The sequence below is a fragment of the Bradyrhizobium liaoningense genome, assembly GCF_018130955.1.
Lineage (GTDB): Bacteria > Pseudomonadota > Alphaproteobacteria > Rhizobiales > Xanthobacteraceae > Bradyrhizobium > Bradyrhizobium liaoningense_C.
In genome coordinates, this window is record NZ_JAFCJM010000017.1 from 23,299 (window position 1) to 49,219 (window position 25,921).

The 25,921-nt window shown below is 61.0% G+C and carries 22 protein-coding genes; 20 read left to right on the top strand and 2 right to left on the bottom strand.

Translation table 11 applies throughout. The features are described 5' to 3' along the window. Positions 1–86: 86 nt before the first annotated feature. Positions 87–1,217 (bottom strand): Gfo/Idh/MocA family protein, encoded by a 1,131-nt coding sequence (locus tag JQ632_RS16540; RefSeq protein WP_212403646.1) that lies wholly within the window; start codon positions 1,215–1,217, stop codon positions 87–89. A gap of 168 nt (positions 1,218–1,385) precedes the next feature. Here JQ632_RS16540 and iolD point away from each other — a divergent pair, with 168 nt between their 5' ends. From iolD to JQ632_RS16560, 4 genes are all read left to right on the top strand, one after another. Next, positions 1,386–3,257 carry a 3D-(3,5/4)-trihydroxycyclohexane-1,2-dione acylhydrolase (decyclizing) gene (iolD, locus tag JQ632_RS16545; RefSeq protein WP_212403647.1) on the top strand — a complete coding sequence of 624 codons (1,872 nt, stop codon included), beginning with the start codon at positions 1,386–1,388 and terminating at the stop codon, positions 3,255–3,257. A gap of 7 nt (positions 3,258–3,264) precedes the next feature. Beyond that, entirely contained in the window at positions 3,265–4,164 is a 900-nt protein-coding gene (iolE, locus tag JQ632_RS16550) for a myo-inosose-2 dehydratase (RefSeq protein ID WP_212403648.1), read from the top strand. 26 nt (positions 4,165–4,190) lie between these two features. After that, positions 4,191–5,165 (top strand): Gfo/Idh/MocA family protein, encoded by a 975-nt coding sequence (locus JQ632_RS16555; protein WP_212403649.1) that lies wholly within the window; start codon positions 4,191–4,193, stop codon positions 5,163–5,165. A 77-nt stretch (positions 5,166–5,242) separates the two neighbouring features. Beyond that, positions 5,243–6,316: a Gfo/Idh/MocA family protein gene (locus tag JQ632_RS16560; RefSeq protein WP_212403650.1), complete on the top strand. Its 1,074-nt coding sequence runs from the start codon at positions 5,243–5,245 to the stop codon at positions 6,314–6,316. Between the two features lie 42 nt (positions 6,317–6,358). On the opposite strand, the gene JQ632_RS16565 is transcribed toward JQ632_RS16560, so the two are convergent. Then, on the bottom strand, positions 6,359–7,231 hold the full coding sequence (locus JQ632_RS16565; RefSeq protein ID WP_212403651.1) for a MurR/RpiR family transcriptional regulator: 873 nt from the start codon (positions 7,229–7,231) through the stop codon (positions 6,359–6,361). Positions 7,232–7,533: 302 nt separating this feature from the next. On the opposite strand from JQ632_RS16565, the gene JQ632_RS40280 reads away from it, so the two are divergent. The 16 genes from JQ632_RS40280 to JQ632_RS16640 all read left to right on the top strand — a co-directional run bounded on the left by JQ632_RS40280 (position 7,534) and on the right by JQ632_RS16640 (position 25,837). Continuing rightward, the gene (locus tag JQ632_RS40280; protein WP_312015616.1) at positions 7,534–8,172 is read left to right on the top strand and encodes a Gfo/Idh/MocA family oxidoreductase; all 639 of its coding nucleotides are present in this window, start codon (positions 7,534–7,536) and stop codon (positions 8,170–8,172) included. Beyond that, complete coding sequence (locus tag JQ632_RS40285; protein ID WP_312015617.1) at positions 8,166–8,537, top strand: Gfo/Idh/MocA family oxidoreductase; 372 nt, start codon at positions 8,166–8,168, stop codon at positions 8,535–8,537. Before JQ632_RS40280 ends, JQ632_RS40285 begins: the two co-directional genes overlap by 7 nt. 77 nt (positions 8,538–8,614) lie before the next feature. Continuing rightward, positions 8,615–9,424 (top strand): SDR family oxidoreductase, encoded by an 810-nt coding sequence (locus tag JQ632_RS16575; RefSeq protein ID WP_212403729.1) that lies wholly within the window; start codon positions 8,615–8,617, stop codon positions 9,422–9,424. A gap of 254 nt (positions 9,425–9,678) precedes the next feature. Next, positions 9,679–10,419: an ATP-binding cassette domain-containing protein gene (locus JQ632_RS16580; RefSeq protein WP_212403730.1), complete on the top strand. Its 741-nt coding sequence runs from the start codon at positions 9,679–9,681 to the stop codon at positions 10,417–10,419. Further along, positions 10,409–11,512 carry an ABC transporter permease gene (locus tag JQ632_RS16585; RefSeq protein WP_312015618.1) on the top strand — a complete coding sequence of 368 codons (1,104 nt, stop codon included), beginning with the start codon at positions 10,409–10,411 and terminating at the stop codon, positions 11,510–11,512. Before JQ632_RS16580 ends, JQ632_RS16585 begins: the two co-directional genes overlap by 11 nt. A 55-nt stretch (positions 11,513–11,567) precedes the next feature. Next, a complete protein-coding gene (locus JQ632_RS16590) occupies positions 11,568–12,572 on the top strand; it encodes a substrate-binding domain-containing protein (protein ID WP_212403652.1) in 1,005 nt (334 codons plus the stop codon). A 921-nt stretch (positions 12,573–13,493) separates the two neighbouring features. After that, the gene (locus JQ632_RS16595; RefSeq protein WP_312015619.1) at positions 13,494–15,716 is read left to right on the top strand and encodes a TonB-dependent siderophore receptor; all 2,223 of its coding nucleotides are present in this window, start codon (positions 13,494–13,496) and stop codon (positions 15,714–15,716) included. A gap of 82 nt (positions 15,717–15,798) precedes the next feature. Further along, positions 15,799–16,230, top strand: a complete 432-nt coding sequence (locus JQ632_RS16600) for a ParB N-terminal domain-containing protein (protein ID WP_212403653.1) — start codon at positions 15,799–15,801, stop codon at positions 16,228–16,230. After that, a complete protein-coding gene (locus JQ632_RS16605; RefSeq protein WP_212403654.1) occupies positions 16,227–17,618 on the top strand; it encodes a Y4yA family PLP-dependent enzyme in 1,392 nt (463 codons plus the stop codon). Before JQ632_RS16600 ends, JQ632_RS16605 begins: the two co-directional genes overlap by 4 nt. Beyond that, positions 17,600–18,610 (top strand): PLP-dependent cysteine synthase family protein, encoded by a 1,011-nt coding sequence (locus JQ632_RS16610; protein WP_212403655.1) that lies wholly within the window; start codon positions 17,600–17,602, stop codon positions 18,608–18,610. The genes JQ632_RS16605 and JQ632_RS16610 overlap by 19 nt, the downstream gene beginning before the upstream one ends. Then, the gene (locus JQ632_RS16615) at positions 18,607–19,746 is read left to right on the top strand and encodes an NAD/NADP octopine/nopaline dehydrogenase family protein (RefSeq protein WP_212403656.1); all 1,140 of its coding nucleotides are present in this window, start codon (positions 18,607–18,609) and stop codon (positions 19,744–19,746) included. Before JQ632_RS16610 ends, JQ632_RS16615 begins: the two co-directional genes overlap by 4 nt. After that, entirely contained in the window at positions 19,746–21,632 is a 1,887-nt protein-coding gene (locus JQ632_RS16620) for an IucA/IucC family siderophore biosynthesis protein (protein ID WP_212403657.1), read from the top strand. The genes JQ632_RS16615 and JQ632_RS16620 overlap by 1 nt, the downstream gene beginning before the upstream one ends. Continuing rightward, positions 21,629–22,858, top strand: a complete 1,230-nt coding sequence (locus JQ632_RS16625) for an MFS transporter (protein WP_212403658.1) — start codon at positions 21,629–21,631, stop codon at positions 22,856–22,858. The genes JQ632_RS16620 and JQ632_RS16625 overlap by 4 nt, the downstream gene beginning before the upstream one ends. Then, complete coding sequence (locus JQ632_RS16630) at positions 22,855–24,027, top strand: ABC transporter substrate-binding protein (protein WP_212403659.1); 1,173 nt, start codon at positions 22,855–22,857, stop codon at positions 24,025–24,027. Before JQ632_RS16625 ends, JQ632_RS16630 begins: the two co-directional genes overlap by 4 nt. Then, positions 24,024–25,091 (top strand): iron ABC transporter permease, encoded by a 1,068-nt coding sequence (locus JQ632_RS16635; protein ID WP_212403660.1) that lies wholly within the window; start codon positions 24,024–24,026, stop codon positions 25,089–25,091. Before JQ632_RS16630 ends, JQ632_RS16635 begins: the two co-directional genes overlap by 4 nt. Continuing rightward, positions 25,085–25,837 carry an ABC transporter ATP-binding protein gene (locus JQ632_RS16640; protein ID WP_212403661.1) on the top strand — a complete coding sequence of 251 codons (753 nt, stop codon included), beginning with the start codon at positions 25,085–25,087 and terminating at the stop codon, positions 25,835–25,837. Before JQ632_RS16635 ends, JQ632_RS16640 begins: the two co-directional genes overlap by 7 nt. Positions 25,838–25,921 lie beyond the last annotated feature (84 nt).

Consider the following 25,921-nt stretch of genomic DNA (forward strand, 5'->3'; position numbering starts at 1 on the left):
CGCGCCCCGCACGAACGGCTCAGCCAAAATCTCGATGAAGCGGGCCGTGTGACTCCAGCCACGGCCAAAAACACGATGAGAATTTCTCAAGGAACGTCCTTCCATGTTCCAGCGCGGTTCGATGCGTGGATGGTCTCGACGAGCGTTTGAATACGCAGGCCAGCGCGGAAGTTGAATGGCTCCGATCGACGTCCAGCGATAGCGTCCAGGTAGCCCGCGGCTTCGATCGCCTTCAGGTCGTTGAAACCAAGCTGGTGGCCTGGCGCAACGCAGAACAGGCCGTATGGCGGATGCTCGGGGCCTGCCTCGATCCGCCGGAATCCCTGGCGGCCACGGCGGTCATCGGTCGAGAAGAAATGCAACTCGTTGAATCGTTCCTGGCTGAAGGCGAGGGTGCCTCTGCTTCCATAGACCTCGAAGTCGTGTTGCATCTTTCGCCCTGTCGCGATCCAATTCCCCTCGATAGAGCCGGAGGCGCCGTTGGCGAAACGGAGGAAAGCTCGGCCAACATCATCGACTTCGACAGGCCTCCGGCCGCTCTTGCCGTCTGGACGTTCCTTGATCATCGTGACGCAGTCGCCCATCACCCGGATGATCGGCCCGGCGGCTTGACCCAACAGGAATTCGGCGGTGGCTAGTGCGTGACTGCCAATGTCGGCCAGCGCGCCGCCGCCCGTCGGGTCATGCCGGAAGGTGAACGGCCCGGTGTTGTCGGCCATGTAGTCTTCGGCGTGGACACCGCGGTAGCCGCGTATCTCGCCGAGTTCTCCCGCCGCGATCATATTGCGTGCGAGGCCCAGCATGGGGTTGCAAAGGTAGTTGAAACCGACTTGCGTCTTGACTCCGGCCGCTTCGGCGGCCTCGGCCATTTCGCGGGCGTCTGTCGCAAGCGGCGCCAGCGGCTTTTCGCAATACACATGTTTGCCCTCGGCAATCGCCGCCAAGGCCATTTCCTTGTGGAGTGCGTTGGGTGTGGTGATGTTCACGACGTCGATATCCGGGTCCGCCACGAGCGAGTGCCAGTCCGAGGTCGCGCGCGCGAAGCCTAGGGCCGAGGCTGCCTTCGCGGCCGCCTCGTCGCTAAGATCCGCGATCGTATGCAGTTCCAGCTCGAAGGGGAGGTCAAAGACACGCGCGGCGATGGAGTAACCGAAAGCGTGGGTCTTACCCATGAATCCGCTACCGATGAGGCCGATGCGAAGCTTCGGTTTGGTCATGTCGGAAATCCATGTTCACGATGAGGTCCGAGTTGAGGCGACCTACAAAACGATCGAGCACGTTTTTGGATGGAAGAGCCGTCGGCAATATTTGTTGCAGAAAAATATTATTGTCAATATTCAATGCGAGAGGTTATGTTTCTCGCAAACGTCGAGGGAGGAGATCTCATGACCGGCGCGACAATCCGACTCACGATGGCCCAGGCGGTGGTGCGGTGGCTGACTCAACAATTCACCGAAATCGATGGTGTTCGCGTGCCCCTGTTCGCCGGCGTCTTCGGCATTTTTGGTCATGGGAACGTGACCTGCCTGTCCGAGGCCCTGGAGGCGGTGCAGGATCAACTGCCGACCTGGCGCGGACAGAACGAGCAGTCGATGGCATTAGCGGCTATCGGTTTCGCGAAGGCCAAGCTTCGGCGGCAAATCATGGTAGCCACGTCGTCCATTGGTCCAGGCGCTCTGAACATGGTGACGGCGGCGGGAACGGCTCACGCAAATCGCTTGCCCCTTCTTCTCATCGCTGGCGATACGTTCACCAACCGGCTGCCGGATCCCGTTCTCCAGCAGGTCGAGCATTTTGGCGACCCGACCGTCACCGTGAATGACGCTTTCAAGGCGGTCACGCGTTACTGGGATCGGATCACTCATCCCGCGCAGATCATTTCATCGCTGCCGCAGGCAGTGGCTGCCATGCTCGATCCGGCTGATTGCGGCCCGGCCTTTCTCGCGCTACCACAGGATACTCAGGAGGTAGCCTTCGACTACCCCGGGGTCTTCTTCGAATCTCGAACTTGGACCATCCCGCGTCTGCGTCCCGACCGTCAGAAGCTCGCGGAAGCAGCCGCGCTGCTCAAGACCGCGAAGAAGCCGCTTCTCATCTCTGGCGGCGGCGTGCGCTACTCGCTGGCGGGAAATGTCGTCGCGGATTTTGCGGTCAAGCGTGGAATTCCCATTGTGGAGACGGTCGCCGGCAAGGGCGCGGTGACCCACTATCACCCGGCTCATGCGGGGCCGATCGGAATTATCGGCTCAACATCTGCGAATGCGCTTGCGGCCGAAGCCGATGTTGTCCTTGCGGTGGGTACGCGCCTTCAGGATTTCACGACAGGATCATGGACCGCCTTCAGTCCGGACGCGCGCTTCATCTCGATCAACGCGGCCAGGTTCGATGCGGTGAAGCATCGTGCGCTGGCCGTGGTGGGCGACGCGCGGGAGACGATTGAAGAACTCGAAGCGTCGCTCGGCGCGTGGCGCGTCGACCCTGCCCACATCGCGCGTGCCCAGATGCTCTTTAGGGAATGGGACGCGCTGCTCGAGTCACTGCAGGCCCCCAGCAACGCTCCGGTGCCGACCTACGCGCAGATAGTCCAGGCCGTGAATGCATCCGCCGGCGAGCGAGATACCTTGATTTCAGCCGCTGGCGGGCTGCCCGGCGAAGTGGCAAAGGGCTGGCGCGTCAAGGCGCCGAACACCTTTGACCTTGAGTTCGGCTTCTCTTGCATGGGCTACGAGGTCGCGGCCGGTTGGGGCCATGCGATGGCCAATTCCGGGCCCGGCGGACTCGGCGGCACGCCGATCGTGATGGTCGGCGACGGCACCTATTTGATGATGAACTCGGACATCTACTCGACCGTTCTGAGCGGTCACAAGATGATTGTTGTGGTCTGCGACAATGGCGGGTTCGCGGTGATCAACCGGTTGCAACAATTCAAAGGCGTGCCGGGATTCAACAATTTGTTGACCGATTGTCGAGTTCAGAATCGCGACAATCCTCCTCACGTTGATTTTGCCAAGCACGCCGAGTCCATGGGGGCGGCTGCACGACGTTGCGAGAGCCTTGCCGACCTTGTTGCTGCGCTCGAATGGGCCAAAGGCAACGACCGCACCACCGTGCTTTCGATCGTTTCGGACGCGTATTCGTGGGTTCCTGGCGATGCGGACTGGGACGTAGGCGTGCCCCAAGTATCGTTGCGCGAGACGGTTCGAAGCGCGCGCAAGCAGCAAGACGAGATCCGCGCGAAGCAGCGCATCGGAGTGTGAAGGAACCATGAAAGCGAAACTTGGAATTGCTCCCATTGCCTGGTGGAACGACGACCTTGCCGATCTGTCCGACGACGTGAGCCTGGAGGAGTGCTTACGCCAGGCGAGCGTCGCCGGCTTTACGGGAATGGAGACCGGACGGCGCTTCCCGATGAACATGAAGGAACTGGGGCCGATACTCGCCCGATTTGGCATTTCCGTGTGCGGCGGCTGGTTCTCCGGCCTTCTGCTCGACGGTGACATCGAACGAGAGAAGGACCGCGTTCGCGCCCAGATGGAATTTTTCATTGCGGCGAAGGCGCCTTGCATCGTCTACGGCGAAACTGCGCGCTCGATCCAGGGCATTCGCTCCGCGCCGCTCGATACCAAACCCCGGCTTTCGGACGAGGAGATGAAGGGCTATGGACGCAAGATGACTGACTTCGCCGAGTGGTGTGCCGAGCAGGGAATGCCGATCGCTTACCATCACCACATGGCTGCGGCGATCGAGACCGAAGCTGAACTCGACCTGCTCATGGCGAATTCCGGTGAGGCGTTAGCGCTGTTGTTCGATGCCGGCCACATGGCTTTTGCCGGCGGCAACGTCTTGCGTGTCATCGACAAACATCATTCCCGCATAAGCCATGTGCATACCAAGGACGTCCGCAGCAGCGTCATTGACAAGCTCGACCGGAGACGGGAGAGCTTCCTCGACGCGGTGGTGAAAGGGGCATTCACCGTGCCAGGTGACGGCTCGCTCGACTTCGCCGCGATCATCGCCCGCCTCGCATCCTACGGCTACGAGGGATGGTTCGTCGTCGAAGCTGAGCAGGATCCGAAGATCAATCCCCCGCTCGAAATGGCCAAGAAAGGCCACGCGGAACTGATGCGCTTGATGGCATCTTCCGGATACGAAGTCGTGCAATGAGCCGTACCGATCGGGAGGAGAGTGAAATGAGCATCGGGATCGGGGTCATCGGGACGGGTGTCATGGGCGCCGAGCATGCTCGGATACTCCGACACGAGACTCCCGGTGCTCATCTTGCCGGGATTTGTGACGCCGACGCGACTCGGGCGCAGGCAGTTGCCTCTGGAGCAACCGTCTTTTCGGATCCTCAATCGTTGATCGCGTCGGATCAGATCGACGCGATCGTGATTGCATCGCCCGACGCCACACACGCGGCGCTAACACTAGCCAGCATCGAGGCGGGGAAGCCTGTTCTCTGCGAAAAGCCTTTGGCGTCTTCGGCAGCGAATGCCCTGGACGTGGTGCAGGCGGAAGTTGCTTTGGGTCGCAGGCTCATCCAGGTCGGATACATGCGCCGGTTTGACCCGGGATATCAGCAGATCAAGCGCATCAAAGACGCCGGTGAATTGGGCGGACCCGTGTTGCTGCACAACGTGCACCGAAACGTTCGCGCGCCGGAGTGGTTCGACGGCTCGATGGCCATCACGAATTCGTTCGTCCACGAGATCGACGTCAGCCGTTGGCTTCTGGGGTCGGAGATGGTCTCCGCGCACGTGGAGGCGGGGCCTGGCGGCGAACCCCTCATGATCACGATGAAGACGGACAAGAACGAAATTGTCTCGACTGAGGTTTTCGTGAATGCCAGCTACGGTTACCACGTCCATGTCGAACTGGTCGGTCGGCAGGGCACGGTATCGCTGGCTCCGGCATCACTGACGCTGGTGAACAGAGACAGAGCCGGCCGTCATTCGTATCCGGACAATTGGGTGCCGAGGTTCGAAGAGGCGTATCGCAGGCAGATGGCTGATTGGGTCAGCGCTGCGAAGACCGGAGCGTCGGTTGGAGCGAGCGCATGGGACGGCTATGTCGCCTCGGCCATCGCAGAGCAGGTCGCTGGGGCTCTCGCCGGAAATGGTGTGACAGCCCTGAAATATGGACCACGCCCCTCGCTGTACGACTGACAAATAGCAAGCGAACGAGGCTGGAGGGAGTTCGACCAGCCGCTCACGCGATCCAAATGCGAATCCCGGGAGAGGAAATGATGATCAAGTATGCAGTTGTCGGCGCAGGCTGGATTTCGCAAAAGGCCTTCTTGCCGGGCGTTGGACAGTCCACAAACTCGAAGGTCACCGCGATCGTGACCGGTGATCGAGACAAGGCCGCGCGGTTGGCGGAGTTCCATGGTGTTGGCCAGATCGTCGGTTATGACGGATACGATGCCCTTTTGAGAGGCTCCGACGTCGACGCGGTGTATATTGCTCTGCCCAACCACTTGCATGCTGACTACGCTATTCGGGCGGCTCGCGCCGGCAAGCACGTCTTGGTCGAGAAGCCGCTGGCTACCAACGAACAAGATGCGCTCGGCATGATCGCTGCTGCGCATGAAGCCGGCGTGTTTCTGATGACCGCCTATAGGCTCCACAACGAACCCGGAACTGTCGCGGTCCTCGAACACATCCGCAATGACGCGATCGGCCGGCCGCTCTTCTTTCAATCGGTGTTCAGTTTCCAGGCGCCGCCAGAGAACCACAGACTGAAAGCTGCGAGTTGGGGCGGACCGCTCCAGGACGTAGGGGTTTACTGCATCAATGCGGCTCGTCACATCTTTGCTGAAGAGCCGATCGAGGCCATGGCGATGGCGCATCGACCGAACGACGATCCGCGTTTTCGTGAGGTGGAAGCGTCCGTCGCAGCTTTGCTGCGTTTCCCTTCGGGCGGTTTGGCGCAATTCGTCGCCAGCTTCGGGGCGGCCGCCGCCGACAATTATCGGGTCGTCGGGACGGCGGGCGAGCTCGAACTCGATCCCGGCTTTAGGTTCGAGGCTGCAACAAAACTACGTCTGCGCCGCGACGGCGAGGTCCGTGAAACGCAGTTTCCGCAAATCGACCATTTTGGCGCGCAGGTGGAATATTTTTCAGATTGCATCAAGGCGGGAACGCCGCCTGAGGCTGATGGCGAGGAAGGGTTGGCCGACTTGCGCGCACTGGTCGCAATTGAAACGGCCGTCCTGACGGGACAACCGCAAACCATCACATCCCGACCACGTGCCCGCCATCCAACGCCAGACATGGTGCGAGTTACCCCGGTGACCGATCGCCGACTGGTTTTTTGAGAGCGTGACGAGGTACCTTAGCGTAAGCCAGTTCGTGTTATTCTACTTACCGGTAACGGTTGGAATTCGCGGATTGACGTCGTTTTTCTGTAGTCTCGCTGCCAGCGCTACCGTCAAAGCCTGTGCAAGGCACATCGGAGCGGCGAGTGAACGCGAAAACGTGTATTCATGCTCTGGAACAGCGAACAGAACGCGGGCGCTCTTAGCCAGCGGCGACAGCGTGCTATCCGATATCGCAATGATGGGAACACCATTGCGCCCGGCTTCCTCCACAACGTTGACGACCTCGTTTGCGTAGAATCGGAACGACACCGCAACGAGTACGTCCTTCTTGCGGATCGTGCGCGCGATGTGAGTCGCAAGTCCGCCGCCTGCGTCGAGCAACACGCAACGTTTGCCCAACATGGTCAATATGTAACGAAGGAATTCAACTACGGGCGCTGAACGTAGTTGCCCGATCAGAAAAACCGAGTCGGCTCTCTCAAGGAGGTTCACCGCTTCCGAGAGAGCCTTTGGTGAAATCTCCGTGAGCATGTCCTGAAGGGAGGCAATGTCACGGACGACCAGGTCGCGCAGAAAGCCAACTTCGCTACGATCGGCACGAGCGCCCAACTCGACTTCCAGAGCTTTAATCCGCGCCTCGAAACCCGGGGCGGCGGTTGACAAGCGCCGTTGAAACAGCGCCTGAAGCTCCTTGAAACCCTCATAGCCAAGTGATTGGGCGAAGCGCACGAAGCTCGAGGCATGGATGCCGCAGCGGTCGGCGATGGCGTTCACCGACAGGACCGCGACATCATTCGGGTTCTGGGTCAGATAAACGGCTATCTTTTGATAGGACTTGCTCATGTCATCGTAGCGATCGTGGATGACACGGATCAATTCCTCATAGTCTTCCGGCGTCTTCACGTCCTGCATCTAAGGTGCTCTCGTCATTGGTTTCATCGTGTGCGGATGCTGGCAACTTCACTCTCGTTCGGAAGGTTGTCCTCTCCAAAAGCCAGCAGGGCCAAGGCGTCGGCATTGGTCGAGCATCCAGCAACACAGCCTGGCCGTTGACCGGACGGGCCAAGGACCCAAAGGGACTCGCGCGCCCTCGCATCACCAGTGCTGGCGGCGGGGCACAATCATCGATAGTACCGGCGAACAATTATTGACACTTTTGCATATTTGCAATAACTCTTGCAAGCAAATCGAACATTCGTCGGCGGGTGGAAACGGTGGCGATCAAATTCGCATTGCTCGGGTGCGGGCGTATCGGCGTGCTGCACGCCCGGAATCTTGCCAAGGCGGACGGAGCCCGCCTGGAGACGGTATTCGATCCAAATACAGCTGCCGCTGAAGCGGTCGCAAGAGCGCATGGCTGCGGGGTATCCGCAAGCGTGGAAGATGCGATCGGTAAGGCCGACGCGGTTCTCATTGCGACATCGACTGCCACCCATTCCGATCTAATCGAGCTCACGGCAAAGGCCGGCAAGGCGATTTTGTGTGAGAAGCCGATAGATCTCAGCCTCGATCGGGTACGAGCATGCCGCAAGGCCATTGAAGGCTGCAACGTACCAATTCAGATTGGCTTCAATCGCCGCTTCGACCCCGGGCACCGAGCTGCGCGCGACGCGTGTGCCGCTGGCAAGATCGGAAAACTTGAGCAGGTGGTTATCACGTCGCGTGATCCAGGAATGCCGCCGCGAGGTTACACTGCGGTCTCGGGCGGTATCTTCCGAGACATGACGATTCACGATTTTGACGTGGCGCGCTTCATGTTGAACGACGAGCCGACAGAGGTCTTCGCGACCGGCAGCGCGCTTGTTGATCCTCTATTGGACCGGATTTCGGCGACTTCGACTCCATCATGGTGATCATGCGTACTGCTGACGGAAAGCTGTGCCACATCAACAACTCTCGACGGGCTGCCTTTGGCTATGACCAGCGGATCGAGCTCTTTGGCAGCGATGGGATGGTCATCTCCGATAACAAGAAGGCGCACGAGCTGAAGTTTTACGGCTCGACCACGACTGAAGGGGCTGAGCCCTACCTCAACTTCTTTATCGAGCGTTATGCGGAGGCCTACGAAGCCGAGATCGCGGCCTTCATTGCGGCCGTTCGCGACGCTGCGCCGACCCAGGCGACTTTCGACGACGGATACCGCGCGCTCATGCTCGCGGAGGCGGCGGTCGAGTCCGCCAGGACCGGCAAGAAGGTCGAAGTCCACGATATCGTGTGACGTTGAAGGTGCCTATGGCGTCGAGCAGCAGCAGCGACAGGCCAAGCAGCACTCGGACCGACTCTTGGAGAACCGAAATGACTTCGATGCATGGAAAGATCGCGATTGTCACGGGCGGGACCCAGGGGCTCGGTGCCGCCATCGCCAAACTCTTCGCCGAGCGCGGCGCGAAGGGCATCGTCACGTGCGGTCGTGACGAGACGAAGGGGCGAGCAAAGGCCGATGCAATCGCCACAGCCACGGGCGCAGCCGTGGTATTTGTGCGCGCTGACCTGACGAAGACCGAGGATTGCGCCAGAGTCGTAGCTGAGGCGGACAGGGCCTTCGGGCGCGTCGACGCCTTGGTGAATGCCGCGGGTGACACGAGCCGCGGTACGATCATCGACACAAGCCCGGAACTGTTCGACAAGATCTTCGCCGTCAACACGCGTGCCCCCTTCTTTCTGATGCAGGATGCGATCAAGCTCATGCGCCGCGACAAAGTGCAGGGCACGATCGTCAACGTCTCTTCAATGTCGGCGATGGGTGGCCAGTCCTTCATTGCTGCCTATTGCGCATCGAAAGGCGCGCTCGACACGCTGACGCGAAACACGGCCCACGCGCTGCTGCGCAACCGCATCCGTGTGAACGGTCTCAACATTGGCTGGATGGCCTCGGAAGGCGAGGACAACATACAACAGGTCTATCATGGCCGGACTGCGAATTGGCTTGAGGAGGCGGCCGCGCGGCAGCCCTTCGGCCGATTGCTCGATCCCATCGAGGTGGCGCGCGCCGTTGCGTTCCTGTCCTGCGGTGAGTCTGGAATGATGACGGGGGCCACGATCAACTTCGATCAAAGCATCTGGGGCGCCTATGATACGTCACCGCACCCGGAAGCGCCGCTCTGAGATGGTTCGAGGCCAAAGCCCTTTCTCTGTGACAAGCGGGCGACGCCATGGACGGCATCGCGGCAGGCAAGCTGGACGCGGTCTCCTGCACTGCTGATGTCCACGCGTTCTGGCCAAGCCACGATGAGCGTCCATGCAAGAGCCCCCGCCAGCATGTGAAATAGGTGTTGCAGGATTCTAGGCTATGCAATATTAGTTGCAAAAAGAACGATGTGAAGCGGCCGGATAGAGCCGCCACCGCATGGAGGGAACGCGTGGCTTTGCTTGATGTGCGAAGCATCTCGAAGAGCTTTGGTGCTATTCGGGCGCTGTCCGATGTCAGCTTTTCGGTTGATGCGGGGGAAGTGGTCGGGCTGATGGGCGACAACGGCGCCGGCAAGTCGACCATGGTGAAGCTGATTGCCGGAAACTTCCCGCCGACCGAGGGCGCCATCGTCGTCGAGGGCAAGGCATGCCATTTCCACAGGCCGATCGAGGCCCGGGCCGAGGGCATTGAAGTTGTCTATCAGGAGCTCGCGCTCGCCGACAACCTCACCGCCGCGGAGAACGTCTTCCTCGGACGCGAAATCAAGAAGGGTTTCTGGCCGTTCCGCATCCTCGACAAGCAGTCGATGATCGGGCGCGCCGGCGAGCTTTTCGCCGAGCTCAAATCGGAAACGCGTCCCCGGGACCTCGTGAAGAAGATGTCGGGGGGGCAGCGCCAGGCTGTTGCGATTGCCCGGGCCCGGCTGTCTAATGCCAAGCTCGTCCTGATGGACGAGCCGACCGCGGCCATTTCTGTGCGACAGGTCGCCGAGGTGCTCGAGCTTATCCGCCGGCTGAAGGCTCGCGGAGTATCGGTGATGCTGATCAGCCACCGCATGCCTGACGTGTTTTCCGTCTGCGATCGTATCATTGTGCTCCGGCGTGGCTCAAAGGTGGCCGACAAGGAAACCGCGACGACCTCGCCCGAGCAGATCACCGGCCTGATTACGGGGGCGATCCGTGAAGCCTAGTTCTGCCAAAGCGATCGAAGAAACACACGCCGCAATCAGCGACGTCGTCAGCATTCGCGAGCAGACGACCTTCCAGCGACTGATGACCAATCAGGCAATCTGGGTGGCCGTCGCACTCCTTGCTCTGGTGGTGTTCATGACCTGGCTGGAACCGAGCTTCGGCACCGCCGATAACGTGACAAACATCACGCGCAACTTCGCTCCGCTCGCGATCATGAGCCTCGGCATGACCGTTGTGATAATCACGGGGGGCATCGATCTGTCCGTCGGCTCGGTGATGGGGCTCGTTGCCATTGTCACCGGGATCCTGCTGACCTGGAATTATCCCTGGTACGTTGCCTTCGCAGCCGGGCTCCTGTCGGGACTGGCGTGCGGAGCCTTCAACGGCTTCTTCGTTGCTTACATTGGCATGCCGTCTTTCGTCGTGACGCTCGGCATGCTGTCGATCGCGCGCTCGCTGGCCGTCGTGATCTCCGGCAACCAGATGCTGTACAAGTTTGGTCCGGACGCGCCGATCGTCAGGGCAATTGGCCAGGCGAAATGGCCGCTGCGTGCGCCGGCCGGGTGGGCGCCATCCTGGATTCCGGAGTTCTCTTCCCACTTTTGGGTGATGGTGATCCTTGCCCTCATTCTCGGTGCCATCTTCATGTTCACCGCCTGGGCGCGCCACCTCTATGCGATCGGCTCCAATGAAAGCGCCGCGCGTCTAACCGGCGTGCCGGTCGACTGGATCAAGTTCCAAGCCTATGTGTTCTCGTCTTTCACGGCCTCCATCGCCTCGCTGCTGCTCCTCGGCTACAGCGGCTCAGCCATCAACGCGATGGGCACCGGTTACGAGCTCCGTGTGATTGCCGGCACGGTCATCGGCGGCGCCAACCTGATGGGCGGCTATGGAACCGCCTTCGGCGCCGTGATCGGCTCGGCGTTCCTCGAGGTCATTCGCAACGCCCTCCTGATGGCTGGCATCGACTCGAACTGGCAAGGCGCGTTCGTTGGCATGTTCATCGTCATTGCCGTGCTGCTCGGCATGCAGACGAGCGGGACGTCGCTTCTTGCTACGATCCGCGAGTGGGTTGTCTGGAAGCGTAGTTAGAAATCCGATGGCAATGAGGTCGGAGACTTGGAGTCAACAACAAGGGAGGAGAAACGTGCATAAGCATCTTTTGATGGCCGCCGTGGCGTTTTCAGCGCTCATGGGAGGACAGGCCAGCGCGCAGCAGAAGTTCACCTTTGCGCTCGTTCCCAAGAACATGAACAATCCGTTCTTCGATCAGGCGCGGGACGGTTGCAAGAAGGCGGAAGCCGAGTCCAAGGGCGCGTTCCAGTGCATGTATATCGGCCCCGGAGAGCATGGCGGCGGCGAGGAGCAGGTGCAGATCGTGCAGGACCTCGTGGCCAAGAAGGTGGACGGCATTGCCGTGGCACCGGCCAACGCGGCAGCGATGGCCGTTGCGCTGCAGGCCGCCAAGGGCGCCGGCATTCCCGTGTTGACCTGGGACTCCGATGTTCTCCCCGAGAACAAGGATCTGCGCCTTGCCTATATTGGCACCCACAACTACGAGATCGGCGTCAACATCGCCAAGATCGTGCAGACCATCAAGCCGAAGGGCGGCACGATCTGTATCCAGTCCGGCGGCGCAGCTGCAGCCAACCACAACGAGCGCATGAAGGGTATCCGTGACACGCTCTCCGGCAAGGAGTCGGCTCAATCGCCCGGGGAGCGGCTGACTGGACAGAATGGCTGGAAGGAGATCGACGGCTGCCCGCTCTACACCAACGACGATTTCCCTCTGTCGGTGCAGCAATTCCAGGACATCATGGCAAAGAACCCGACCCTGGACGCGTTCACGCCGACGGGCGGTTTCCCGCAATTCGTGCCGGACGCTAACCGCGCTGCGGTCGCGCCCTTCAAGGACAAGATCGGCAAGAAGGATCTGGCGTTGGTGGTTGCCGACACGCTGCCGGTTCAGATCGATCAGATGAAGGAGGGGCTGTCGCTCGGCCAGGTCGGACAGCGACCGTTCGAGATGGGCTACAAGACCATGTTCGCTTTGAAGGACGTCAAGGAAGGCAAGGCTGCGCCTAAAGATCCGACCTATACCGGCCTCGACGTCTGCACATCCAAGAACGTCGATACCTGCATCGCCAAGTAGTTCGTGCGTGACGGCAGCGGGCTAGGCGACTAGCCCGCCCCGGCAAGCGAGGGCGGTTGTTCATTGAATTGATGTGACGCCCGCCGAAGTCTGGGCGACCCTAAAGCGTTTCCTGCGTGGGCAAGGGCAGGGCACCCGTGCAAGACCAGGCAGGAACTGGTAGCGCTACTCACGAGCACAGCTCAGTGCTCGCTCGCTATGCGAACTGGAGAAGCTGGCTGGCTCTTTCCGCGGCAGCGAAGTGAGGCCGAGGTCGATCATGATGGCCTTCACCACCAAGGCGCCCCATTGAGCCACCGCGATAGCTCATCACGTTCTCTTTAATCTGCACATCTTGTGCTGCGGCACGTCGTCGCGACGCGAGCGACAGGAGCGACATGGTGGCGCGCAACAGTCAGTCCATGACGAAGTCCGGTGCGTTCGCTAAGAACGAGGCTATTGCGTTGCCGCCGTCCACGAAAAGCGCGGCGCTCTGGTGAGAGCGCTCTCGTCAATCTTTCCTGCAAAAGTTCAACAGCACTGATTTGGAAATTTTCAAAGCGCGTTTGGATTCTTTCCAAACGCGACGTCAACTGACTCGAGTCGTCGATGATCGAGACATTCTAAGTCGCACCGCACGCATTTGCGTTGCGATCACGATAGCGTCTCTCTAAAGAAGCGGTGCAGATCGTTAGCAATCGGACGTTGCCGAACAGGCGCAGGCAACCAACCCGGAGTGCAAGTCTGCGGAGAATTACTCACGAGCCGTAGGTGTCGGTCGAGTTCGGACGCGGCGGCGGATCTTCGATCCGTGGTCGGTGCAGGCCGAGCGCGGAGTCATGTCACGTTGGGCGACGTGCTGTTGATGAGGGACTTTCTGGAATGCGGCGTGCAGGTGAGGTTGGAACGGTAGCTCGCCGTGGTGCGGCACTGCTGAGCGGAGTGGCGTTGCTGGCGTTGTTCGAGTCGCCCGCTCAATCCCAAACACCGCAAAGCGCAAATTCCCTTCCACCTGTTACCGTCGATGCTCCGACGCAACAGTCGATCCGCCGCACACCGGCCAAACGAAATGCGGGCCGGGTCCAATCAACGTCACGGCGCGCAACGGCGCCGGCCGCCGCGCAACCCGAAAACGTCGCGGTGGAATCGCAGCCGTCGCAGTCGGGTGTCGTGCCCGCTTTCGCGGGCGGGCAGGTCGCTCAAGGCGCGCGGCTCGGACTGCTCGGAAACACCGGCACAATGAAGTCGCCGTTCAACGTGACGAGTTACACGGACAAGTTCATCCGGGATCAGCAGGCGGCGACGGCTGCGGATGCCTTGATCCTCGATCCCTCCGTGCGCAGCTCCCATCCAACGGGTGGTGTGGTCGATTCCTTCAACATTCGCGGCTTTCCGATCAACGAAGGCAACAATGGTGAGTTCGCCTTCGAGGGCCTTTACGGGATCGCGCCGACATACCGCATCTTCACGGATTATGTCGAGCGCATCGAAGTGCTCAAGGGTCCCGCAGCCGCGCTTTCGGGCATCGCGCCCAATGGCGGTGTTGGCGGCGTCATCAATGTCGTGCCTAAGCGCGCGGGAGAGGAGTTGACCCGCTTCACCGTGGATTACGGTTCGGCCGCACGGTTCGGCGGTCACTGGGATATTGCGAGGCGTTACGGCGACGGCAAGGAATGGGGCGTACGCACCAGCGGCAGCCTGCGCGACGGTGATACGCCGATCGATCGCCAATCCGAAACGACAGGGGTCGGATCGCTGGCCCTCGACTATCAGGGTGAACGGTTCAGGTCTTGGCTCTATCTCATCGCCCAGACCGATCGGTTCGACGCTCCGTCACGTCCCTTTCTCATGGCTTCCGGCCTGCAAGTGCCAAAGGCGCCGGACGGTCGGCTGAACGTGACGCAACCCTGGGAATGGTCGCGCATCAATGATCAATCTGCCTTGCTGCGCACTGAATACGATGTAAGCGATCAGGTTACGCTGTTCGCCGATGTCGGCGGATCGCGGACCAACGTCGAGCGATTCTTCGGCCTTCCGACGATCATCAACGCGAGCGGAGACACGACCTCGACGCCGCAATTCTTCGGGCTCAGCATCGATCGAACCACATATGATGGCGGCGTCCGCACCCGCTTCGATACAGGCTTCGTGCACCATGCCGTCGCCTTCCAGGCCTCGGTCTATCATGACGCCCTGTACCGGCGGCTGACCAATGGCAGTCTGGTCGCGTCGAACATCTATAATCCGACCGTGGCGCCAACTCAGTTCGCGAACGAGATCAGCGGGCGTCCTCGGCTCTCGGGCAGTGAGCTGACGGGGCTCTCGATTGCTGACACCTTGTCCGTGCTCGATGAGCGTGTCCTGTTGACTTTGGGTGTCCGACGCCAGGGCATCGAGGCGAACAACTATCTCTCGAATGTGGGAACGCTGACGACGTCCTACGACAAGAGCGCGACCACCCCCGTGGTCGGCCTTGTCATCCGGCCCCGGGACAACGTCTCTCTGTACGCGAACTACATCGAAGGTCTAAGCCGGGGCGACGTCGCGCCCCAGGCCGCTTCCAATTTCGGCGAAGTGCTCCCGCCCTACATCGCAAAGCAGTACGAGGCTGGCATCAAAGTGGACTTCGGCCGGTTCGCAACCACCTTCAGCGCCTTCGAAATATCGAAGGCTAGCGGCGAGCTGTCCGCCGGGCGGTTCGCGGCGACCGCCGAACAGCAAGTCCGAGGGCTCGAGTTCAACGTGTACGGCGAGCTCATGTCCGATGTTCGTGTTCTCGGAGGCCTTTCGCTGCTGGATGGCACCCTCACGAAGACTGCCGTCGCGGCAAACGTAGGCAACACGCCAATCGGCGTTCCGAACGTACAAGCCAATATTGGAGCCGAGTGGGATCTCCCGTGGATGAGAGGGCTTACTTTGAATGGGGCGGTTATCTACACGGGCAAGCAGTTCGTCGATACCGCCAACAAGCAGCCGATCCCGGATTGGACCCGGCTCGATCTCGGTGCCCGCTACACGACGGCAATCAACGGCAGGAAGACGGTTTTCCGGGCGAACATTCAGAATGTGACCGGTACGACTTACTGGTCCAGCGTGGCCTCATTCGGGACGTTCTTCCTGGGAGCACCGCGCACGTATCTCCTGTCGATGACCGTGGACATGTAGTCGCTGCTCTTAGCAACGAAGCAGTTCGACCCCGAAGGCGCTTCGTGAACGGTTCCTGCTGACAAAAATCAGGCTGGTCGATATGCAAGTTTGCCTCCTTTCGCCAACATGCTTGATCCCGACCGAAGAGGTCGATCCCGACAGGGTAGCGGAGCTGCACGCGCAAATTCTCTGCGCGGGTTGCTGGACGGTTCCGATCACGGCGGAGAAGGACGCCCTGTGCGTGATGGACGGTCATCACCGGCTCACAGTCGCGCACCGTCTGCAACTGCCGCTGGTGCCAGTGATTCTCCTGGACTACAGCGCAGTGCGCGTGGAGAGCTGGCGCCCGGGCCAAACGATCACGCCAGCGTGCATCCTCGCGATGGCGCGCAGTGGCCGGAAATTTCCCTGCAAGACGACGCGGCATATTTTTAATCAGAGCCTTCCGAACTGCAACCTGCGGCTGGAGAGCTTGCGCCTCCTTGCGCCGACAGAACGCTCTGTAGCCCATGTCGAAAGGGCGAGGTCATGACCTTGCATGGCCACAAGCCCGGTGCGCGCCTCTCGCCGAGTCTGCGGCCGAACACGGCGGAGCTCTTGGCTGGCAACGCCCCACTGCTGATCGATTGGGTCGCTCGACATGGGTCTCCGGTCAATCTGATCTGGCCCGATGAGATGCAGAGGAATCTCGCGGCACTCAGGGGCGTCTTGCGAGAGAGCGGTGTCGCAAACGCGATCTATTACGGAGCGAAGGTCAACAAGTCGCCCGGGCTGTTGGCCGCAGCCCTGCGCGCGGGGGCCGGCATTGACGTCTCGAGCCTCTATGAGTTGCGAGATGCCAAACGGCTCGGTGCCGACGGCACGCAAATAGTGGCGACGGGCCCGGCGAAGACGGCGGCATTCCACAATGAGCTGATCAACTGCAACACCCTCATATCGGTGGATTCACCGGAAGAGCTCGAGGATCTGATCCGCAGGCTTCCCGCCGGCGGCCCGGTTCAGGCGGTGCTGCTGCGTTTGCATCCCACCAAACAGGCGCGGAGTCGCTTCGGCATGCCGGCCTCGGCCATCCGGCAGTGTCTGTCGCGCATCGCTGGCGAAAGCATGCTGCGCTTTGACGGGCTGCACTTCCACCTGAGCGGCTATAGCTGGGAATCTCGAGCGCAAGCGATCGGAGAGGCCGCCGGCCTGATCAATGAATCCCGCGCACAAGGTTTTGCGCCGCGCATGATCGACATTGGGGGCGGGCTGCCGATCCAATATGTCGATCAGCGCGCCTATCAGACACATCTTGCGGCACAGATGCCCGAGGACTACCGCACCGAGGAGGTGCCGGCCTCATTTTATCCCTACGGCGGAGAGCTTTCCGCGGCCGAGTGGCTACGCTGCCTGCTGTGCGCACCGATGGCCGATGGCCGCACCATCGCGAGCTATCTTGTCCATGAGGGGCTGGTGTTGGGGATGGAGCCCGGGCGAGCACTGGCCGATCAGGCCGCGATTTCCGTCTTTCGGGTGTTGCGTGTGAAATCCGTTGGCCCTGATGCCCATGTTGTCTTCGTCGAAGGCAGTAGCTTCAGTGCTTGCGAAACCTGGTTTGGTTCCGAGTTCCTGGTCGATCCCATCCTGGTTCCGGCCACATCGCCGCCGGTCGCCACAAAACCGATCCGAGCTTATCTGGCGGGCCATAGCTGCCTGGACGAGGACGTCCTCTGCAATCGATGGCTCACCTTTCCCATCCCTCCGCGAGCCGGAGACCTTCTGGTTTACGCCAACACCGGCGGTTACCAGATGGACCTCCTCGAAAACGAATTCCATCGCCATCCGATGCCGAGCCGCCTTTGCGTGGTTCAGGATGCAAAAGGACAGCTGACGCTCGTTCCCGACACGATAGGAGAGGCACAATGCTCTGCACGACCGTAAGCCAGTTGATCGGCCAAACGCCGGTGATGCCGATCACCGTTCCCAACAGCGATGCCAAGCTTGTGCTGAAGCTTGAAAAGAACAATCCGGGTGGCTCCATGAAGGACCGCATGGCGCGCAGCATGGTGCTTGCCGCGCTTCGGGACGGGCGGCTCCCGCCGGGCGGCACAATCGTCGAATCGTCATCCGGAAACACCGGGATCGGACTGGCGCTGATCGCATTGGAGTTGGGTCTGCGCTTCATTGCCGTTGTCGATCATCACGCCGCGCCAGACAAGATCCGCACAATGCGCGCGCTGGGCGCGGAAATTCGCTATGTCGAAGGCGATTATCGGGAGGACGAGGTTGCGGTGGTTGAGCGCCAACGGCTGGCCGCCCAGCTTGGTGCGCAACTTCCTGATGCGCTGTTCATGAACCAGTCCGACAATCCGGCAAACCCGGAAGGCTATGCGGGCTTCGTCGACGAACTGCTGGCACAGCTTCCGGACGGCATCGACGCCTTTGTCGGATGTGTCGGCACTGGCGGGTCTATGACCGGCATCGCCCAGCGTCTGAAGCGGGCTAACCCTGCTGTCCGGATCATCGCCGTGGAGCCGGCCGGCTCGATCGTCTTCGGCAAACCCGGCCATCCCTACTACCAGTCGGGCACGGGAACGCCCGCGGGCGATGAGGTCGGCAAGGTGCTCGACTATGGATGCATCGATGAGGGAGTACAGGTCACCGACGCCCAGGCCTTCGAAACCGCACGTTTTATCGCGCGGCGCCACGGTCTTCTGGTCGGGGGCTCAACCGGGGGCACCATCTACAAGGCGCTGGAATTCATTGCGACCGGCAAGCTGTCCGGCACGGTGGTCACGCCTGTTGCCGACGGCGGCGAGAAATACCTCGGTTCGGTCTTTGACGATGAATGGATGGCCAAGCGCGATTTGTTGGATCCGACAATCGCCGCACAGCTCGACGCCTGGCTACCCGGAAGGGTGCGCGCAGCATGAAGGTGACGATCTGCGGTGCAGGGCGGACTGGGCATTTGAATGCCGTGCTCTTCAAGCAGCGTCCAGGTATCACTGTTTCCGTGCTGACGGGAGCGGCTGCCGTCGTCGATGGGTGGGCGAGGGGAGACGGTGTTTGGTGGGCCCAGACGGCGGACGGCCACGTCTTGAGCGGACGGCCCGACTATGTCGGCACCGATCCGAGCGAGGCGCTCACAAACACGGACATGGTGATCGTGACGCAGCCGGCCCACGCGCGGCCCGCGCTTCTACACGATATCGCACCGTATCTCCCCCGGGACAGGACTGTCTATGTCGGCGCGATTCCTGGCTTTTGCGGCTTCAACTGGCTCGCAGCCAAAACCCTTTCAGGCACAGACAATGTGGTGATCTGGGGCATGAAGGACGTGCCCCATACGGCCTTCGATCTGGTCCCGGGCGAGCGGGTGCGCATGGGCGGGGCCAAGGCCCAGCTCTTTGCGGCACTTCATCGCCACGAGTCCGCAGCGAGCCGCACCAAGCTCCAGGCGATGTTGAGCCGACTTTATGAAGCTCCCGTCACCGTGCTGCAGGACTATCTGGAAATCACGCTGACGCCGGGCAACGCGCTGATGCATCCCGCCGTGCTCTATGCCTTGATCGGCCCCGGTGCCCCCTGGGAAAACAAGCCCTTTGATCGTCCTCTCTGCTGGTGGAGCGACTGCCCGCGCGCCGGCGCCGAATTGCTGGAAGCGTGTGATGCGGAAAACCAGGCAATCCGCCATGCGGCCGAGTCACGCCTGGGCATTGACCTGAGTTCGGTGAAGCCGCTCCGGCAGGAATTGATCGAGGCTTATAGCAGTCAGATCGAGGACAACCGAACCATGTATACGCTGTTGCGAACCAACCGTGCTTACGCGGGCATTCACGCCCCACTCGTTCCCAATCCGGACGGGCCCGGCCTTGTCATCGACCGGGCAAGCCGCGCTTTCCACGAAGACATCGCCTGCGGGCAGGCACTGCTGGTGGAATTGGCCGCGCGGCTTGAAGTGGCAACTCCCGCGATCACGAAAACCTACAATTGGGCGCTCAACTACCACGGCGGGTTCACCGAAGACGCGTCGGCTTGCTTGCCCGCCAAATGGCCGGAGGAAGCGTAATGAACGAGAGGATGTCTTCCTCCGCAGAGGCCGAAGCTCAGACGCGTGCCGCGCAGCTTTGGTTGGGCGCATCGCGCAATGCGCTCAACCGGTTGGTCCGCTGCCTGTTTGCCGAGCGTCTCCTTGAACCGGATGCATTATTGCGGGCGCGTGACGGTAACCAAGCATGGCTGCCCCTTTGGCAGTCACGCCGGGTCCTGCATTTCGCCGACCTGCGTCGTGCGCCTGCCGGAACATTGCAAAATCGTGGTTCTGTCGAAGTGCTGGACGAGACCGGCGCTCGGCGCCGGATCGATGATCCCTCCGACCTCATCGGGCAGGTCGTGCCCGCCTTGTCGATCAAGCCTGCATCGGATGCCGTCCAGCATCTCATACGCGACGTCGAGGACAGCATGCGCAACGACGTCCTGGCGCGTCGTCACCGTGAGCACTGGAGCTCCGAGCTCCGAGGGAAGGTGGCCGAAGCAGGCGCGCAGGGATTCCTCGCATATCTGGAAAAGAGCCTGCCGCCGCACCTGGCGGCCATGACTCTCGATCAGTGGGGGGCGCTCGAAGGTCACCCCTTCTATCCAACATGGAAGGCCAAACCCGACCTGTCGCCCGAGGACGTCACTGCTTTGTCGCCTGAGTTCGGTGCTCGCGTGCGCGTTCGGGTCGCGGCGCTGCGCAAGGAATGGACCTATGTGGAGAGGATGCCGCATGTCGGCAGCTATTCGGAATGGTTCTCACAAAACTTCCCCGAGCTCTGGCGCGACTGGACCGACGGATTGAATGAACGTGGAAAGTCCCCTGAGGACTGGCTGCCTCTACCTGTTCATATCTGGCATCTTGACAACTTCGTGCGTCGTGAATTCGCATTCGAGATAGCTTCCGGAGTTTTCGACCCGGATGGCCCTGAGGTCGTGACGCTGCCGTCAATGTCGTTCCGCACAATGCTGCCGGACGAACAGGAGCCGAGGCCCTTTATCAAGCTGCCGGTGGCGATCTGGATGACCAGCGAACAGCGCACTCTGCAGGCCAAGTCGATTCACATGGGGCCGCGTCTCAGCACTCTGATTTCCGATATTCTGTCGAAGGAGAGGGAGCTGTGTGACGGGTTGGAGATCTTCACCGAAGAGCTGGGCGCAATCCTGCACCACCCCATAACGGGCGACGAGCATCCGGGCCGCTTTCTCTCGGTTGTCTACCGCAACTCCGACGCTCTGGTGCGAAATGATGGTCTGCCGGTCACTGTTGCGGCACTCTTGACGGCAAGCCCGATCGATGGTCGCCCGCTCATTTGCGAATTGATTGCGAGAAGCGGCGATGAAAGCGAAGCGGGCGTATCTGCGTTTTTCCGTGCCTATGTAGTGACGGTCCTCCGGCCCACGCTCGCGATGTATCTGCTCTACGGAATTGCCTTTGAGGCACATCAGCAAAACAGCACGATCGTCTTCGATGAAACCGGCCACCCGCGAAAACTGCTGATCCGTGATTTCGGCGATGGCCGCAGTTTTGCACCCCTGTTTAGGAAACGAGGACACGACCTCAAGCCCTTTACTCGCGCGGGGATCTTACCCACCACGTTTGATGACGACATCGGTCTCGTACGTTCATTCGTCATCGACGCCTGCTTCGTCTGCCACCTCCATGAGGTCGCACTGTGCCTCCGCGAACACTATGCCCTGTCGGGCGCAGGCCTTTGGCGCATCCTGCGGGAAGAAACCGAAGCAGGTTTCGACGCGCTCAGGCCACGCATGTTGTCGGACGCGTTCTGGCTCGAAGAACGCAAGGCCTTTCTCGAAAAACCCTGGCCGAGCCGCTCGGTGCTACGGATGCATCTGGGGCGCTATCGCGACTACCGGGTTGAGCACGAGCTGCCAAATCCAATGGCGGGAGCGGAATGACAAATGCTTCCGTCGCGCTTCGCGGTTTCGGACCTGTCTTTGTTTTGCTGTTCGGACTGCAATTCATTTCCATGGGCGCCATGGAGATGAGTGGTCCATTCTGGCCGGTCCAAATCAAAAAATTGAGCCCTTCCGACAGCATCTTTGGACTCGCAGGTGTTGGTGTCTACGTTGGCCCGATGATTGGCATGTCGCTGACCAGCGCCTTCTGGGGGCTAATCGGCGATCGCTACGGCAATCGGCTGATGATGGTTCGGGCGCTCGGCGGGTTAGCGGTCACGCAACTGCTTGTTGCCGTTGCACAAGATGTCTGGACGATCATGGCGCTGCGTTTCTTGCAGGGCGCCTGCGCCGGCTATATTGCGCCTGCGCAGGCCTATGGCGTGCAGATGACCGGCGGGAAGGATCGCGCAAGCCTCTTCGCCTGGTTGCAGGTTGCCACGAATGTGGGCTCGCTGGGCGGCGCTTTCCTAGGCGGGCTCATTCTCGATAGCTTCCCTTTTGCCGGAATAAATCTGGCCGCCGGGGCAATTTGCGCGCTGTGCGCTGCCGTTGCCTGGTTGAGCCTGCCGGTACCGACGCCAGGAGCTGCTGCCGCCAATCACGGAAAGGCGGGTACAGCAAAGCCTACGGCGTCGAAGGGTGCTCCGATCGCAGCTCTTCTTGCCTTGATGGGGATGCTGCTTGCGAGCCGCATGGTCCTGCAGGTTCCTTTCTCACTGTACATGACCCAGGTATTTGGCGCCCGGCACTGGGTCGCCGGGCTCACCTACGGGCTGCTGGCGTGCGGCTTTGTCGTGGCTGCGCCCCTATGGGCGCGGCTCTTCGAGAACCGAACGTCATCCTATGTTCTGGGCGGGAACGTGCTGATTTCGGCCGCGTGCGTTTTGGTTACGCATCTGGCGGGCAGCACGGGCTCCGTTGCCGTATTCGCGTTCCTGTATTTTATTTGGGGCACGCTTCTTGGGGGAACGACACCGGTCCTTCTCGCACTTATTTCGGCAGCCGTGGCTAACGATCGGCAGGGCGCGGTTCTGGGCCTCGCGCAAGCTTCCCAACAGGTCGCTTCCGCGAGCGGCATCATTGCCGGCGTCGCGGTCACCCAGCTCTTTGGTCTCGAAGCCGCTTTCCCGCTCGTCGCCGCGCTTTACGTACTGTCATTCCTGTTGGCTCTCTGCGTCTGGCTCAAAACTGCGCACCCCACTCAAAAAGGAAGCCGACCATGATGGAACACCGTTCGCTGCTGCATGCCGCGGTGATGGCTATTGTTCTGATCGCTTTGCTTTCAACAGCAGGATTTGCTGGCGAACCCGGACTCGGACAGACACAAGCGCCGTTGACCCTCACTGATATCGCGGGCCGTCAGGTGACGCTTAGCGCGCCCGTCAAGCGCATGCTTCTGGGCGAAGGCCGGCAGCTCTATCTCATCGCCTCGCTCGAGCCTGAAGATCCTCTGGCCCATGTGGTTGCGTGGCGCACCGATCTGATCGCGGCCGACCCCGCCACTTACGCGCAGTATCTCGAAGTGTTTCCGGAGTTGGCGAAGCTCCCGGCCTTTAAGGGGCAGGAGGACAGCTTGATCGACATTGAATCGGCGATCATCCAGAAGCCTGATGTGGTGCTGCTCAATCTTGAATCCATGCAGGCCAACAAGGACGCCAACTACATCGAGAAGCTCGCGGCACTGAACATACCGGTTCTCTATATCGATTTTCGCCACCGTCCCCTGGAAAACACCGAGCCGACGATTCGGCTCCTTGGCAGGATCATGGGGCGCGAGGCGCGTGCGGAGGGGATTATCGCGTTCCGCCACCAGGCCATGGCTGCAGTTGCCAACGTCCTTGCCGCCAAACAACCGAAACGCCCCAATGTGTTCGTCGAGCGGATCGGTGGCTACTCGCAGGATTGCTGCCTGTCTTTCGGCGCAGAGAATTTCGGCAAGTATGTCGAGCTCGCTGGCGGCCACAATATCGGCAGCGACATCATTCCCTCGACCTTCGGGCAGATCAGCCCCGAACAGGTCATCGTCGCCGATCCCGAGCATGTGGTGGTTACCAGCGCCGACTGGAAAGCCTATGTACCCGGCGGCCACTGGATTCCGCTCGGCCCAGGGGCGGATCCTCGCCTGACGCGCAAGAAGCTAGAATGGTTCGTTACTCGCGACGCCTATACCGGCATCGCGGCAAAGAAGACGCAGAATTTTCACGGCATTTGGCACCAGTTCTACAACAGCCCTTACGAATTTGTTGCCGTCCAACAATTGGCGAAGTGGTTCCACCCCGAACTGTTTTCCGATCTGGACCCCAATGCAACCTTTGCCGAATATCATCGTCGCTTCCTGCCCATAGGCTACCGGCCCGGCTACAGCATCAGCCTTTCCGACGGCCAGCGATGACAGATATTCATAGCGAAGCACTGACCTTAACCGGACGCGGTGCCTACCAAGCGCTGAGCGCCAGGCGCTGGATCGTTCTCCTTGCGCTGGTGGTTGGGGTTTGCATCGCATTGGTCGGCGACCTCTCGACTGGACCGGCCAGCTACGGGCTTGGAGAGGTTGTGCGCACGCTCGTCCGGCCAGCAGAGGCCGATGCGCAGATGCGCGTCATTGTCTGGTCGATCCGCATGCCGTCGGCCCTTATGGGCGTCGTGGTCGGCGTGGCGCTTGCCATCGGCGGCGCTCAGATGCAGACCATCTTGAACAATCCGCTGGCGAGCCCGTTTACGCTGGGCATTTCCGCCGGTGCAAGCTTTGGCGCGGCTCTCGCGCTCGCCTTCGGTGTCGCACTGGTTCCCATGGCAGGCGACTACATCGTCGCGGCTAATGCTTTCGTCGTGGCCATGGCAACGGCCTTCCTGATCCATTTGGCCAGCCTTCGACGCGGAGCGTCGATCCAAATGATCGTGCTTTTGGGCATTGCACTGGTTTTCAGTTTCAATACGGCGCTCGCCATCACCCAATATTTCGCTGCCGAGCAGGCGGTCGCGGCCGTCGTCTTCTGGACCATGGGCAGCCTCACCAAGGCAACATGGTCCAAGCTCGCCATCACCGCGCTCGTCGCGGGTCTAACCTTGCCGGTCTTTCTGCGCCGCCGGTGGCAGTTGACGGCCTTGCGTCTTGGCGAGGCGCGCGCGGCGAGCTTCGGCATTCCCGTGCGGCGCCTGCGGCTCGAAACACTGATCCTTGTCTCCCTTTTGTCGGCGATCCCCGTCGCGTTTGTCGGCACGATCGGTTTCATCGGTCTCGTAGGTCCGCACATCGCCCGCATGATGGTCGGCGAAGACCAGCGCTTCCTGCTGCCCGCGAGTGCACTGACTGGCGCGCTGATCATGTCGTTGAGCTCGATCCTGGCCAAAATCGCGGTACCCGGCGCCGTCCTCCCGATCGGCATCGTCACCTCAGCGATCGGATTGCCGGTCTTCCTCTATCTGATCCTGAAAAGCGGACGAGACATATGGTAGTGCTGAGCACGCATCGCCTCGGCGCGCGCTTCGGATCACGCCAGGTACTACGGGATGTCACGCTTCCGCCCTGTTATGGCGGCGAGGTGGTGGCCGTCATTGGTCCGAATGCTGCGGGCAAGTCGACGCTGTTTCGGCGCCTGGCGGGTATTCTTCCCGGGCCCGGCGAGTGCCGGCTGGAAGGTGTGCGCGATGCAGATCGCGCCGTCGCCTACATGCCTCAGGACCAAACCGCAAGCGCAGTTCTGACGGTGTTCGAATCCGTCCTTCTTGCGCGCAAGCAGGTCAGCGGCTGGCGTCTGGAGAGGTCCGATCTGGCGGCGGTCGACCAGGCGCTGGCAGCACTCGATATGGGCGATCTTGCCAATCGAATCCTTTCCGAGCTGAGCGGAGGACAGCGCCAGCTCGTCGGCCTTGCCCAATGTCTCGTGCGCGAACCGCAGGTGCTGCTCTTGGACGAGCCCACCAGCGCGCTAGACATGCACCGCCAGCTGGAAGCGATGCGGCAGGTGCGCAGCCTTGCGCACGACGAGGGTATGCTCGTGCTGATCGCGCTGCACCATCTCGACCTGGCACTGAAGTTCGCCGACAAGGTCGCGATCCTCTCTGACGGGACGTTGCACGATTTCGGCACGGCGGCTGGCGTCCTGACGCCGGAAAACCTTGCCGCCACCTTTCGCATCAGGGCTCGTGTCGAATCCTGTTCACAGGGCAAGCCACATTTGATCGTCGACGACGCGATCTGATGCCCGACGAGTGAGGGGGCTGGCCTCAGAAGTCCGTCGTGATGGACAGCTTCACCGTGCCGCTTCCATGGGTCATGCTGTCGG